13 protein-coding genes and 1 pseudogene are annotated in these 12340 nt (G+C 56.5%); 6 read left to right on the top strand and 8 right to left on the bottom strand.

Features of this window, described 5'->3' with window-relative positions; all coding sequences use genetic code 11:
• The first annotated feature begins 32 nt into the window (after nucleotides 1-32).
• A pseudogene (locus ACA054_RS18170) lies at nucleotides 33-1329 on the top strand (OprD family porin).
• Between the two features lie 346 nt (nucleotides 1330-1675).
• Nucleotides 1676-1966 carry a hypothetical protein gene (locus ACA054_RS18175; protein ID WP_497685483.1) on the top strand — a complete coding sequence of 97 codons (291 nt, stop codon included), beginning with the start codon at nucleotides 1676-1678 and terminating at the stop codon, nucleotides 1964-1966.
• A 99-nt stretch (nucleotides 1967-2065) separates the two neighbouring features.
• On the opposite strand, the gene ACA054_RS18180 is transcribed toward ACA054_RS18175, so the two are convergent.
• Complete coding sequence (locus ACA054_RS18180) at nucleotides 2066-2554, bottom strand: Lrp/AsnC family transcriptional regulator (RefSeq protein WP_497685484.1); 489 nt, start codon at nucleotides 2552-2554, stop codon at nucleotides 2066-2068.
• A 131-nt stretch (nucleotides 2555-2685) separates the two neighbouring features.
• Between ACA054_RS18180 and ACA054_RS18185 the strand changes: the two genes are divergently transcribed.
• Entirely contained in the window at nucleotides 2686-4146 is a 1461-nt protein-coding gene (locus ACA054_RS18185) for an L-lactate permease (protein ID WP_497685485.1), read from the top strand.
• Nucleotides 4147-4178: 32 nt separating this feature from the next.
• Here the strand turns inward: ACA054_RS18185 and ACA054_RS18190 are convergent, their stop codons facing one another.
• Together ACA054_RS18190 and ACA054_RS18195 are read right to left on the bottom strand one after the other, a co-directional pair.
• Nucleotides 4179-4895 (bottom strand): class I SAM-dependent methyltransferase, encoded by a 717-nt coding sequence (locus ACA054_RS18190; protein ID WP_497685486.1) that lies wholly within the window; start codon nucleotides 4893-4895, stop codon nucleotides 4179-4181.
• A gap of 142 nt (nucleotides 4896-5037) precedes the next feature.
• Nucleotides 5038-5403, bottom strand: coding sequence for a KGG domain-containing protein (locus ACA054_RS18195; protein WP_497685487.1), 366 nt, complete (start codon nucleotides 5401-5403; stop codon nucleotides 5038-5040).
• Nucleotides 5404-5663: 260 nt separating this feature from the next.
• On the opposite strand from ACA054_RS18195, the gene ACA054_RS18200 reads away from it, so the two are divergent.
• Nucleotides 5664-6221 (top strand): ATP-dependent Clp protease proteolytic subunit, encoded by a 558-nt coding sequence (locus ACA054_RS18200; protein WP_339552187.1) that lies wholly within the window; start codon nucleotides 5664-5666, stop codon nucleotides 6219-6221.
• A gap of 112 nt (nucleotides 6222-6333) precedes the next feature.
• The gene (locus ACA054_RS18205) at nucleotides 6334-7662 is read left to right on the top strand and encodes an SDR family oxidoreductase (RefSeq protein ID WP_497685488.1); all 1329 of its coding nucleotides are present in this window, start codon (nucleotides 6334-6336) and stop codon (nucleotides 7660-7662) included.
• Between the two features lie 37 nt (nucleotides 7663-7699).
• Here ACA054_RS18205 and ACA054_RS18210 read toward each other — a convergent pair whose 3' ends face one another.
• The 5 genes from ACA054_RS18210 to ACA054_RS18230 form a co-directional block, all read right to left on the bottom strand.
• Nucleotides 7700-8080 carry a nuclear transport factor 2 family protein gene (locus ACA054_RS18210; RefSeq protein WP_497685489.1) on the bottom strand — a complete coding sequence of 127 codons (381 nt, stop codon included), beginning with the start codon at nucleotides 8078-8080 and terminating at the stop codon, nucleotides 7700-7702.
• Nucleotides 8077-9210, bottom strand: a complete 1134-nt coding sequence (locus tag ACA054_RS18215) for an alkene reductase (protein ID WP_497685490.1) — start codon at nucleotides 9208-9210, stop codon at nucleotides 8077-8079. Before ACA054_RS18215 ends, ACA054_RS18210 begins: the two co-directional genes overlap by 4 nt.
• A gap of 57 nt (nucleotides 9211-9267) precedes the next feature.
• Entirely contained in the window at nucleotides 9268-9423 is a 156-nt protein-coding gene (locus ACA054_RS18220; RefSeq protein ID WP_497685491.1) for a hypothetical protein, read from the bottom strand.
• A gap of 25 nt (nucleotides 9424-9448) precedes the next feature.
• Complete coding sequence (locus ACA054_RS18225) at nucleotides 9449-10708, bottom strand: cation:dicarboxylate symporter family transporter (protein WP_497685492.1); 1260 nt, start codon at nucleotides 10706-10708, stop codon at nucleotides 9449-9451.
• Nucleotides 10709-10821: 113 nt separating this feature from the next.
• Nucleotides 10822-11247 carry a VOC family protein gene (locus ACA054_RS18230; RefSeq protein ID WP_497685493.1) on the bottom strand — a complete coding sequence of 142 codons (426 nt, stop codon included), beginning with the start codon at nucleotides 11245-11247 and terminating at the stop codon, nucleotides 10822-10824.
• 204 nt (nucleotides 11248-11451) lie between these two features.
• Between ACA054_RS18230 and ACA054_RS18235 the strand changes: the two genes are divergently transcribed.
• The gene (locus ACA054_RS18235; protein WP_497685494.1) at nucleotides 11452-12330 is read left to right on the top strand and encodes a LysR family transcriptional regulator; all 879 of its coding nucleotides are present in this window, start codon (nucleotides 11452-11454) and stop codon (nucleotides 12328-12330) included.
• The last annotated feature ends 10 nt before the right edge of the window (nucleotides 12331-12340 follow it).

Below are 12340 nucleotides of genomic sequence, written 5' to 3' on the forward strand. Positions count from 1 at the left end.
AAAAAATAATAATTCATCACGAGACAATCACCATGCGCCACACCTGTTTTCGCCGCAACGTGCCCGCACATTACTCATTGATCGGCCTGATCCTGGCACTCAGTGCCGGCTCGGCGACTGTCGCTCATGCCGATGAAAACAGCGGTTTTATCGAAGGCTCGACTGCCACGCTCAATCTTCGCGCCGCCTACATCAATCGCAACTTCGTCAATCCCGCCTACCCGAACAGTGCCGCACCGCAGAACAAAGCGGAGGAATGGACGCAAAACTTTATCCTCGATGCCCGCTCCGGCTACACCTCAGGGCCGGTAGGATTCGGCGTTGATGTACTGGGGCTTTATTCGCAGAAGCTCGACGGCGGCAAAGGCACCGGCGGTACGCAATTGTTGCCAATCCACGATGATGGGCGCCCCGCTGACAACTTCGGACGGATTGGGGTTGCCACCAAGGCCAAGGTCTCGAAAACAGTGGTCAAGGTTGGCGAGTGGGTCAGCACATTGCCGATCTTGCGCTCGGATGACGGCCGCTCGTTGCCGCAGACTTTCCGTGGCGCGCAGATCACCTCTCAAGAGATCAACGGATCTGACGTTGTATGGCGGGCAGATCAGGCAAAACAGTCCGCGCAACGATGCCAGCATGGAGGACATGTCCATGAACGGCAAAGCCGCCTTCACCTCCGACCGGTTCAATTTCGGCGGTGGTGAATACAGCTTCAACGACAAGCGCACCACCGTCGGTCTTTGGTATGACGAACTAAAAGACATCTATCAACAGCAGTACTTCAGCCTGAGTCACAGCCAACCGGTGGGCGACGGAACCCTGGGCGCCAACATGGGCTTTTTCACCGGCAAGGAAAACGGTGCCAGTCTCGCCGGCGACATGGACAACAAAACCGCGTTCGGCCTGTTCTCGGCAAAATTGGGCGGCAACACATTCTATGTTGGCCTGCAAAAGCTGACCGGCGATACCGCGTGGATGCGGGTCAATGGTGCCAGTGGGGGCACATTGGCGAACGATAGCTACAACTCCAGTTTCGATAACGCGCAGGAGCGCTCCTGGCAAATTCGCCATGACTTCAATTTCGTAGCGGTCGGGATCCCGGGACTCACGATGATGAATCGCTATATCAGTGGCGATAACGTGCACACGGGAGCCGTTACCGACGGCAAGGAATGGGGGCGCGAGTCGGAGCTGGCCTATGTGGTGCAATCCGGAGCCTTGAAAAACCTGAGCGTCAAATGGCGAAACTCAAGTATCCGCAGGAACTTCAGCACCAATGAATTTGATGAAAACCGGCTCTTTATCAGCTACCCGATATCGCTGTTGTAGTGCTGTTCACTTGAGCAAGCGGCGACTCATCTAAAGAAAAGCGACTGGGACAAATCGTTATCCGGTCGCGTACCCGCATAAAACAAAGGGCCCTCGAAGGGCCCTTTTGTATTGAAATGATGATGACTTCTTCAGCCAAGAGGATTAACTGCCTGCCTTGGACGGTTCAATTTGGCTCGCCCCATCCCGTACTGCCTGCGCGAACAATCGCAGGTGAACGGGATTGTGGAAACCACAACAGGCTAGACGTGGCCGGCGGTCGTTGCATCTCGCTTGCCGCCGATCTGTGGCTAAGCTTAATAAATCGGGGAGAATTGGAACCTTCGCACTCCCAAAGGAGACGACTATGTATGCGGTTATAAGAACCTACTTGGGTACTGGAGCAAAGCAGCTTTTCGAGCGTTTGGAAGAGCGCAAAACCGACGTCGAAGCTGCCCTGCGGACTGTGCCTGGCCTCGTGAGCTATACACTGCTCAATACGGGTGATGGTGGTACGTCGGTGACTGTTTGCACGGACAAGGCCGGCAGCGATGCGAGCTTGAAAGTTGCACGTGAGTGGATTCAGAAAAATGCATCGAATATCCACGCGGACCCGCCGATCGTAACGGAAGGTCCGGTCATTGTGCAGATCAAGTAACGCGTCCTTGCGATTGATCTCACGACACTGTCGCTGTCGCGGGGTAGTCTTGGCTGTGTTCCAGGAAGCTCGATACCCAACACACTCTTGAGCCTGCAGTTACCCAGGCACGCTCGGTACATCCAGCCCTACCTTTACCCGATCCAGCGCCACGATGGTCTTGAACCAGGTCACGTTGGCATTTTCGGCAAACAGGCGCCGCGCCAAGGCCTGGTATTCCTGCATGCTGGCAACGGTCAACACCAGGACGAAATCCACTTCGCCTGTGACGTAGTAGCACTGCTGGACTTCGGGCACCGCGAAGTGTGCCTTCATCGCCTCCAGAGCTTCGATGCTGGTGCGCTCGGCCATCACTTCCACAATGATGGTGATCGGCCGTCCTACCGCGGTGGGGTCGACGATGGCTACATTGCCCGTGATGACGCCCCTCTCTTCCATTCGCTTAATGCGGCGCTGAACGGCGGCCGTGGAGAGATTGACCTGCTCGGCCATCAAGCGCAGCGGTGTGGTGTTGTCGCGCTGGATGAGATCGAGAATGGCACGGTCGAATTTGTCCAGCGATTCAGATGTAACGTCGTGTTTTGTCATGGTCGGCTCGTGAGAAATTTTCTCGAAAACTACCAGAAAACAGCATCCCTTTATCTAGCCATGAGAAATATTATCTTGCTCGCCGTCTGCATTTGCAGCCTGGTTGGAAACTCACACAGGATAGTATTGGCATGCTCGCACTGTTTCATCTTTCCCCTGTCCTGTTGGTTACGGCCATGCTCGTCGGGCTGCGCCGGCCACCCGTTCACGCCGCTATTGCAGGCACCCTGCTTGTCGTAGTGCTGTGGCTCGCCGGCGCCGGCGATGCTTGGCGCCCGGACAGCATGCTGGCCGCCGCTCAGGATACGGCCGTGCTGTTTGCAAGTACTGCGTTCGTGATCGTGCCGGGTCTGGCCTTCGTGATTTTTATCGAGCGCCTGGGCGTCAACCTGGCGCTGAGCCAATGGGTGCGTTCACTGGGTCTGGGACGCGGCGATCAGGTCGTGTTCATCGTCCTCGGGCTGGCGCCGTTGCTGGAAGCGATGACCGGCTTCGGCGTGTCATTGATCGCCACGGTGCCGCTGCTGCTCAGCCTCTTCGAGCGTCGGGTCGCGCTGCGAATAGCACTGACCGGCATGGCAATCATGCCGTGGGGAACGCTGGGCCTGGCATCGGTCATAGGCGCCTCCCTGGCTCACTTGGACGCCCCCGCGCTGGCATCGACCTCGGCACTGACCAGCGCACCGGTGTTTTTCGGCCTCAGTGCACTGGCGCTGTATCTGGCAGGCGTTCGCGAGTCGCGGGAATGGGGGGCGCTGGGCGCTTTCTGGCTGCTGTTTGTGGGTGTGCTCTACAGTGCCAGCCGCTGGTTGGGGCCGGAAGTGGCCGGCGTTGCCGCGGGCCTGGTGACGGCAGTTGCCGTACTCTCTTGCGGGCTGTGGCGCCTGCGCCGCAGCGATAACGAGCGCAGTTCAGTGCAATGGCCGCGTCAGGCATGGCCGTATCTGTTGCTGATTGTCTACATCGTCGCGTTGAAAATGCTGTGGACGATCACTTCCTGGCAGGGTAGCTGGGCCATACAGGGCGCCCAGGTCACCTGGAAGCCACTCGCCTCACCCGGCCTGGCACTGATTCTGGTGCTGATCGGGCTAACGTTCCACGCGCGCAGTTCACAACGCCATACGGGGCCTGACGTCAACCTGCCTGCTGCATTGGCGGCGCGGGTGAAGCGGCCATTGTTGACCATTTTCTTCTTTCTCGCGATGTCGCAGATGATGGTGAAGGCCGGCTTCCTGGCGGGCTTGATGCAATTGCTGGAAGGCCTGTCCCCCACCGCCGCGACGTCAATGGTCGCCATGCTTGGCGCGCTTTCAGGCTACATGACCGGGTCGAACGTGGGCGGCAACGCGATCTTCATGCCGGCCATCGCGATGCTGCCCGAGCCATCTCGCCTATTGCTCGCAGCGGTCCAGAACAGCTCGGCGGGACATGCCGCACTGGGCTCCCTGTCGATCGTCATGCTGATTCTGGGGCTCGCTAAAACCCAGGCCAGGGAAGAAGGCGAACTGGTAAGGTTTGGCTTTGCGCTGGTGTGTCTCAATACGGCGTTGATAGCGTTGGGCGCAGGGTTGCTGAGTGGATGGTTTGGATAGCATTAAAAAATGTATTATTTGATGCGCCATGTTCAGCCCGCTTTACACGTCAACCAGGCACCCCAGAACAGACTGCTGAAGAAACGGGTAGTGTCGCCAAATCCGCTGTCATGCAACAGTTTTTGCACCGCCGCCTCGGAATGTGGAGGGTCAGCGCCTTGAAGGATTTTCCCCAGCTTAACCTTCACTTCATCCGGGCTGGCTCCATGCTGGCGCCACCGTTGCCCCCAGGCAGCGAGCAGTAACGGCTGGCTGGCATAAGCGAATTGATTGCCCGCGACAATCAGTGGCGCACCGGGCTTCAGATGAGGTCGAATGGATCGTAGAATCTGTCGCTTGGCCTCATCCCCTTCCAGATGATGGAGTACGCCGATCAAGGTGGCTGCATCGTAAGACGCGTCTGCTGCCAGGTCATCCACATGCCCAAGATGCAGGGTCGTTCTTTCAAGCAAGTTGTTGGCCTCCAGCTGCTGCTTCGCAGCCTCCAGCATCGGCTCGGAGGGATCAACCGCCGTGAAGCGCCATCTCGGCTCAAGCCTGGCCATGGCAATGATTTCCTGCGCCGTACCGCCAGCGCCAACCACTAGTATTTTTGCCGAACCTGTGTTGTCCAGGCTTGCCGCCAGCATGCACGCGGCCAAGTCCTGGCAGGCATCATATCCTGCCAGCGCTATACGGGACTGTCGCGCGTATTCTGTGGCTCGTGAGGTATCAAATTTTTCAGCAGCGTTCGAAGAGGATGATTTCAAGGCGGTTCTCCATGTCCTGAAATCAAGCTACGTCATCCCCAGCAATAATAAAAATTCATTAATTTTATGTATTGCATTCCTGTTAGGAATGCATAGCAACATCAAGCCCCGAAAGATTCGAGGCTTGATGGGTCAGACGGCATCAGGATTTGCGACCTCCACCTCCGCTCATCCCATCGTCCTTGCGTCCCGTATCAGTCGATTTATCGCGGTCATCGGCAAGATTGCTACCGCGTCCGCTTCCCTGCCCACCGGTGGACGATTGATCAGCTTTGTTGGGTTGTTGTCCACCTGAAGCCTGGCCGCCTTTTTGGCCTGGTTTGGACATGTTTTCCTTATCGTCGGCAAATTCGCCTCCACGATTGGTGCCCTGCCCGCCTCCGGACATGCGATCGCTATCACGCGATTGTTGTCCGCCGGAAGCCTGACCTCCTTTTTTACCGGCTTCAGTAGCCTTGTCCCGATCATTGGTTGTATTGCCGGGATTTTTATTTCCTGTATTGGCCATTTTCTTTCACCTCTACATCGTTGGCACGAGCTTGGGCTCGTTTAATTCGGAGGACGCACAAAAGAGAAAGTTTGAACGAAAATATCGGGCTCGCGACGAGTGGGTTCGGGCATTTGGTTCCATTGAAAATGCGCGTATTCGATGGACGGCGAATGCCTGATGGAGGGGCAATTCGCGACGGTTTGCAGATCAAATGCTCGATGTTTACTAGACTTGATAACGCGTGGAAGTCCTCCATGCATCACACCCAGGTGTCATCGATGACTGAACACATCGTGCATTTTCACTGCCAGATCGATCAGGGAACCACTGAGCGCTTTCGGGACTGTTGCCTCGAAGCCATCGATCAAGGCGCTACCTCCCTGCTCCTCAATCTGTCTACGAGCGGGGGCAGCACGAACTTTGGCTTCACCCTCTACACCTTCCTGAAATCACTGCCGGTACCGCTCTGCGCAATCAACGCGGGCAACATCGAATCAATGGGCATCATTATGTTTTTGGCGGCAGGCCGACGTATCACTTCGCCCCACTCGCGCTTCCTGATTCACCCGATGAACTGGTACTTCAGCCAAAAATCGGTCGACCATCAGCGCCTGCGTGAATACCTGTCGAGCCTCGACAACGACCTTGCGCGTTACGTGCAGATTTTCACAATCGAAACGGCTGACGCAGAGACCAAACTCGACATTTTTCATTGCCTTTCAGCGGAAGAAAAAGTCATCGCTGCGCACGAGTCCCTGGCCTATGGCATTGCTCATGAGATGAAGCAAATGATGTTTGCCGATGATGTCAAACATTGGAAAGTCAGCGGTGGATGAACCGAGCGCACTTCAGTTTCCCCATTATGCCGCCGAGCTTTCTGTCATCTCGATGGAACATTGATATCAGCCCGTCCTCTATCGCAACACCAGCAAACCCGAGGATGTCCTGATGATCGATTCACTAACCGGTATGAAGCCAGGCGAGCGTTACACCGTCGAGAGCCTCGAACGCACACGACATTTTCCCGGGTTCTTTCTCGACGGAAAGTATTACCTGGGGCCCGAACTAATGACCGCGGTCGGGTGGCTGGAAGGTCAGCATTTTTTTTATGACGAACTTGATCCCACGGGCGAACCGGTATTTCCAGATCGGCTCGCTGGCAGCATCGAAGACCTGACGTTGATTCTGGCTGATGGCGCACGCCTTAAACTCAACAAAGTCCGCTTTAACGCCCCGCTGGATTCACCCTCACCCGCGGTCAGAGCGCGGCCCGATACGTCCCGCAGTCACACGGCAAAATTGCTCCACAACAAACTGGTGGTGATCACCGGCGCATCCAGCGGCATTGGCCGAGCGGCTGCGCATGCGTTCGCCAGCCAAGGCGCCCGCCTGGTATTGGGGGCGCGTGACGAAGCCGCCCTCAATGAAGTCGTCGAAGAATGTGCCGCACGGGGCGCCACCGCCCTGGCAGTTCGCACGGATGTGACCAACAGCGAACAGATGCGAGCTCTGGCAGATCAGGCTGCCGCCTTTGGCAATGGTCGCATCGACATCTGGATCAACAACGCAGGTGTCGGCGCAGTGGGCAGCTTTGAGGACACGCCTCTCGAGGCCCACGAGCAAGTACTGCAAACGGATCTGCTTGGTTACCTGCGAGGTGCCTATGTCGCGTGGCCCTACTTCAAAAAGCAAAGACGCGGAACCTTGATCAATACCCTTTCGCTGGGGAGCTGGGTCGCGCAGCCCTATGCCGTGGCGTATTCGGCCAGCAAATATGGATTACGCGGTTTCAGCGAGGCACTGCGCGGTGAACTGAATGAATACCCGGACATTCATGTGTGCGACATCTATCCAGCCGTCATGGATACCCCTGGATTTCGCGATGCCGGTAATTTCACCGGCCATGCGCTCAAGCCGCCGCCACCGCTCTATGACCCGCATCTCGTTGCCCAGGCAATGGTCGCCTGTGCGATACGACCAAGGCCCAGCACTACCGTGGGAAGCGCTGCCACACTGGCGCGCATCGCGCATTTCCTGACGCCTGGTTTCCCCCGTCTATCCGGGTGGTTGACGCGGCTGGGTCTGGAATTCAGTCCAGAGTCGGCGACGTCGTCCGGCAACCTCTTCGAGCCGCCCGCCGGGCAACGGCATATCGAGGGTGGCTGGCGCAATACAGAGAACAAGCCTTCCTTGCTGGTAGCGGTATGCGCATCATTGTTGCTGGGTGGATGCCTGTACGCGCTCAATCGTCGTGGACGGCAAGAGCGTTATCGCTAGAGGCTGTATCCTCTAAAAACGATACAGGATCGAGGAATCACGCGCTCGGGTGGGTGTGGTAAATCTTGCTGACGATCGTCCACTTGCCTTCCACCTTCAGCAGGTTGAAGAAGTCGGTGAAGCGAAATCCCGAAACGTTGTCGGTATCGACCCGGGCGCTGGCGGCAGTGCCCACGATGTCGATGCGCACGATCGCGGCTCTGGCTTCTGGGGATGGGCGGAAAGCGTTGTCGATGACGTCGTACAGATTCTGGATCGCACCGCCGACGAGCTTGTCGCCGTCGACTCCGAACATGGTGGCCTGCTCGTTGAACGCGGGCTTCATCAAAGTACTGTCAGCCTTGGCGCCACCTTCGTTGTACTGGCTAAGCACGTCGACGATAGCGTTGTATTCCTGGACGTAAGTTGGGTTGCTCATGATGTACTCCTGGTTGCGTGTTTCCGGTTGCCGTTGGCCGTTGGCCAATCGGTGTAGCCCTTGGCGCCTCCGCCGTAGTAACTCTCACGTGGCGCGATGGTCAGTTCGACACCACGACGCAGGCGCTCTACAAGGTCTGGATTGGCAATGAACAAGCGACCAAACGCTACCGCGTCAATCCGGCCTTGCGCCCGGCGTTCCAGCGCCATATCCAGGTCATAGTTGTTGTTACCAATGAACGGCCCATCGAACTGCGCACTCAGCGCGTCCAGATCCACGCCTTCAGGAACGGTGCGAGAAGTGGCGGTTGCGCCTTCGACGAAGTGCAGATAGGCCAAGTTGAACCTGTTGAGCTGTTGAATCAGGTAGCCGTAGGTCGCCATGACGTTGCTGTCGGGAGGCGTGTTACCGGCATCAGGCGTCACCGGCGAAAGACGAATACCGACCCGGTCACTGCCCCAGATCGCTACCACGGCTTCGGTGACTTCAAGCGTCAGCCGCGCCCGGTTCTCGATCGAGCCGCCGTACTGGTCAGTGCGCTGGTTGGTGGAATCCCGCAGGAACTGGTCGAGCAGATAGCTGTTGGCAGAATGGACTTCCACACCATCAAAACTGGCTCGCTTGGCATTTTCTGCCGCATGCCTGTACTGCTCGATGATCCCCGGGATCTCTGAAGTCTCAAGCGCCCGAGGCATGGACACTTCGACCATGCCATTGTTGGTGTAGGTGGTACCTTCGGCCTTGATTGCCGAGGGAGCCACCGGCGCCTCGCCGTTTGGCTGTAACTCGACGCTGGAAAAGCGGCCCACGTGCCATAGCTGGCTGACGATTTTTCCGCCTGCCGCGTGCACAGCGTCAGTGACTTTTTTCCAGCCTGCCACCTGTTCTTCCGACCAGATCCCCGGCGTCATCGCATAACCGCGCCCTTGGGCGGAAATGTTCGTGGCCTCGGCGATGATCAAGCCTGCGCCGGCACGCTGGGCGTAATAGGTGGCGTGCAATTCATTCGGCACCCCATCTTCGGCCATCCGGCTGCGAGTCACCGGAGCCATGACGATACGATTGGCCAGTTGCAAGGCGCCCATCTGCGCGGGCGAAAAAAGGTCGGTGTTATGACTGTTATCAATCACGTTGAATACCTCAAATATTAGACCGGTCGTCTATCAAGCCGGTTAAAAAAAACGCCCCTAGGCCAGCAGGCATTTACTTGTGATCAGTGCGGTTTCAAAGGGAGCCTTGGTCTTCTTGACCTTTACCAACAGCGAGGCGCCAAGCCATAGCTGATACAGCGCTTCGGCCAATGTCCCCGCGTCCTGGGTCTGCGAAATGGAACCATCGGCCATGCCCTGCTCAACACAACGAGGATTGCTATGCTTTTTGCCCCACCTGAATGACTCGTGAAGGCTCAAGGGCCGCCCTCTCCCACTTGGCGATTACCAAGGGTGCGATGGCATTGCCCAGCACGTTCAATGTGGTGGTACCGCTATCGATAATCCTGAAGATGCCCGCGATCAATGCCACCCCTTCCAATGGAAGACCAGCAGACGCCAATGTCGCAGACAAGATGATGATGGCAAAGCCAGGTACTCCGGCAGCACCCTTGGAGGTCAGCACCATCGTGACCACCAGCAGAATCTGCTGAGAAAGCGACAGGTCGATACCATAGAGTTGTGCGACAAAAATCGTCGCCACGCCAAGGAAAATCGACGCGCCATCCAGGTTGAACGCATACCCCACCGGCACCACAAAACTGACGATGCGGCGCGCAACGCCATAGCTCTCCAGCTTGCTCATCAGCTGCGGCATCACCGCTGCCGACGCGGCACTCGAGAACGCGAGAATGAGCTCATTTCGGAAATACTTGATCAGCTTGAAGATGTTCTCGCCGATCAAATAGCAAATGCCGCCGAGTACCACCAACGCAAAGACAATCAGTGCCAGGTACACCACACCAATCAGCTTGAGCAACGGCAATAGAGAGGCAAAGCCAAAGGTCGCAACGGTAGCGCCGATCATGCCGAATACACCTATCGGTGCGTAGGCCATGACGATTGAGACAACCTTGAACATCGCATCGGAAATACCCTGAACCACCGCGACCACTGGCGCGCTTTTCTCTCTAGGTAGTGAGTTCAAGGCCATGCCGAACAACACCGCGAAGAAAAGCACCGACAGCAGCTTCGCTTCCGACATCGCAACGAAGACATTGTCCGGGACAATGTTCTGCACAATGACGAGAGCGCCCTTCGAAGGTTCCATCGTGATGGACGCAGAGCTATGGGTAATGCCCGAAATATCGGTGCCCGTGCCAGGCTCGAAGATATTTGCGAAACACAGCCCCATCACAATCGCCAGGCCGGTGATCGCAAAGAAATATCCCAGCGATTTTATGCCCATACGACCAAATGACTTGTTATCACCGCCTCCTGCGATGCCCAGGATCATGCAACAGAACACGATCGGCACAACCACCATCTTCATCATCTTGATGAAGATATCGCCGAGCGGTTTGAGGACTTCCGCGCTAACCCACGATTGATACTGCGGATGCGTATTGAAATACCAACCGACGAGCACGCCAAGCAGCAGCCCGGCAATGATTTGCCACACCAAGGGAATACGTTTCATGTCTAGCCTTCTTGTTGGAATGAAAGGACTGCATTAACTGGCAGTTGCTAGAGTCATGAGCTTCCAGCTCACTTGAGTTCAAATGGCACAACGCGGTTGTGCCAACACTGTTCTTACTTTGCGAAGAGCTGGCTCATATCCTTGAACGCCTTGAATTCAAGGGCATTTCCACAAGGGTCAAACAAAAACATGGTGGCTTGCTCGCCGACCTGCCCTTTGAAACGAATGTAGGGTTCGATCACAAACTCCGTGCCAAAAGACTTCAAGCGCTCGGCCAGCGCTTCCCATTCTTCCCAGCCCAGGATGATGCCGAAGTGCGGAACAGGTACGTCGTGGCCGTCTACCGGGTTGCTATGGACGCTTTCCTGGGAGGCGGTCTTTGGGTGTTCGTGAATAACCAGTTGGTGGCCATAAAAGTTGAAGTCGACCCACTGGTGACTGGAACGACCTTCTTCCAGGCCGAACACTTCGCCGTAAAATGTGCGAGCGCCAGCAAGGTTGTAGACGGGGATTGCGAGGTGGAAAGGCGAAAGGTTCATCAGAACTCCAATATAGTTTTTTTGTTGGTGAAGAACGGCGTATGAGTGCTGGCCGTTGGTTTTTCGCGACGCTTCAAGTTCCGCCGTCCCACCGGCATCGGCTTATTGATTCAGGCAGTTGCCGGGGGACAGGCATATCGTAGGGCGGTCTACCAAGCAAAAAAATCAATATAATTTTCTTAGAAACACAATTAATATTTGTGAATGATCAAAGAACTCAAGACACTCATCGCCGTTGCACGGGAAGGTACGTTTGCCGCTGCCGGGAATAAAATCGGCCTCACCCAGGCAGCGGTGAGTGCCCAGATCCAGCGTCTGGAAGCCGAGCTCGGCTTCGAGATATTCGACAGGAAGGGACGCTCGGCCCACCTCAACAGGATGGGCCACCAAATACTCCTGCAAGCGCAGGAGCTGCTTCGCCTTTACGACAATCTGGGCTCCACCACTGTCGGACTTCCTGCAAGCGTCCTGGTGAACATCGGGGCTATCGCTTCCGTGCAGCGATCCTTTCTACCGGACGCATTAGCCAGGTTTCACCAACAATGCCCGCAGTGCCGTACCCGTGTAATCCCGGGGCTATCGATGGAGCTGGTGAACCTCGTGGATGCCGGCGAAATCGACATGGCCGCAATCATTCGCCCGCCCTTCTCACTGCAAAGCGATCTGCGCTGGACGACCTTGGCGCTTGAGCCCTACCGCTTGATTGTGCCGCGTGAACTGCCGGGAGAAGACTGGTCAGAACTACTTTCCAGCCAACCGTTCATTCGCTATGACCGATCATCATTCGGCGGCAGGCAGGTGGATCGCTTCCTTCGGCAGATGCATTTCACCTTGCGTGAGGTTTGCGAGCTGGATGAACTGGAGGCCATCATCAAGCTGGTTGAAAATGGTGTCGGCGTTGCTTTAGTGCCGCAGACAGCAACCCATCAGGAATGGCCCGCGGGTGTACGAGCGCTCGATCTTGGACAGCACACCTTCCACCGCGATATCGGGCTCGTACATAGGTCTCGACAGAGCTTTACCGAACCGGTGCGGATACTCGCCCAACTTATTAGCGAGCAAGTAAAGGCTGGCACTGAATAAAACCCGGACG

The organism is Pseudomonas sp. LBUM1653 (assembly GCF_059716115.1).

Excerpts from the sequence above, each read along its gene's own strand:
- ACA054_RS18180 (WP_497685484.1), bottom strand. The coding sequence starts at position 2,554 with ATGACAAAACACGACGTTACATCTGAATCGCTGGACAAATTCGACCGT.
- ACA054_RS18235 (WP_497685494.1), top strand. The coding sequence starts at position 11,452 with ATGATCAAAGAACTCAAGACACTCATCGCCGTTGCACGGGAAGGTACG.
- ACA054_RS18205 (WP_497685488.1), top strand. The coding sequence starts at position 6,334 with ATGATCGATTCACTAACCGGTATGAAGCCAGGCGAGCGTTACACCGTC.
- ACA054_RS18210 (WP_497685489.1), bottom strand. The coding sequence starts at position 8,080 with ATGAGCAACCCAACTTACGTCCAGGAATACAACGCTATCGTCGACGTG.
- ACA054_RS18200 (WP_339552187.1), top strand. The coding sequence starts at position 5,664 with ATGACTGAACACATCGTGCATTTTCACTGCCAGATCGATCAGGGAACC.
- ACA054_RS18175 (WP_497685483.1), top strand. The coding sequence starts at position 1,676 with ATGTATGCGGTTATAAGAACCTACTTGGGTACTGGAGCAAAGCAGCTT.
- ACA054_RS18195 (WP_497685487.1), bottom strand. The coding sequence starts at position 5,403 with ATGGCCAATACAGGAAATAAAAATCCCGGCAATACAACCAATGATCGG.
- ACA054_RS18230 (WP_497685493.1), bottom strand. The coding sequence starts at position 11,247 with ATGAACCTTTCGCCTTTCCACCTCGCAATCCCCGTCTACAACCTTGCT.
- ACA054_RS18225 (WP_497685492.1), bottom strand. The coding sequence starts at position 10,708 with ATGAAACGTATTCCCTTGGTGTGGCAAATCATTGCCGGGCTGCTGCTT.
- ACA054_RS18220 (WP_497685491.1), bottom strand. The coding sequence starts at position 9,423 with ATGGCCGATGGTTCCATTTCGCAGACCCAGGACGCGGGGACATTGGCC.
- ACA054_RS18185 (WP_497685485.1), top strand. The coding sequence starts at position 2,686 with ATGCTCGCACTGTTTCATCTTTCCCCTGTCCTGTTGGTTACGGCCATG.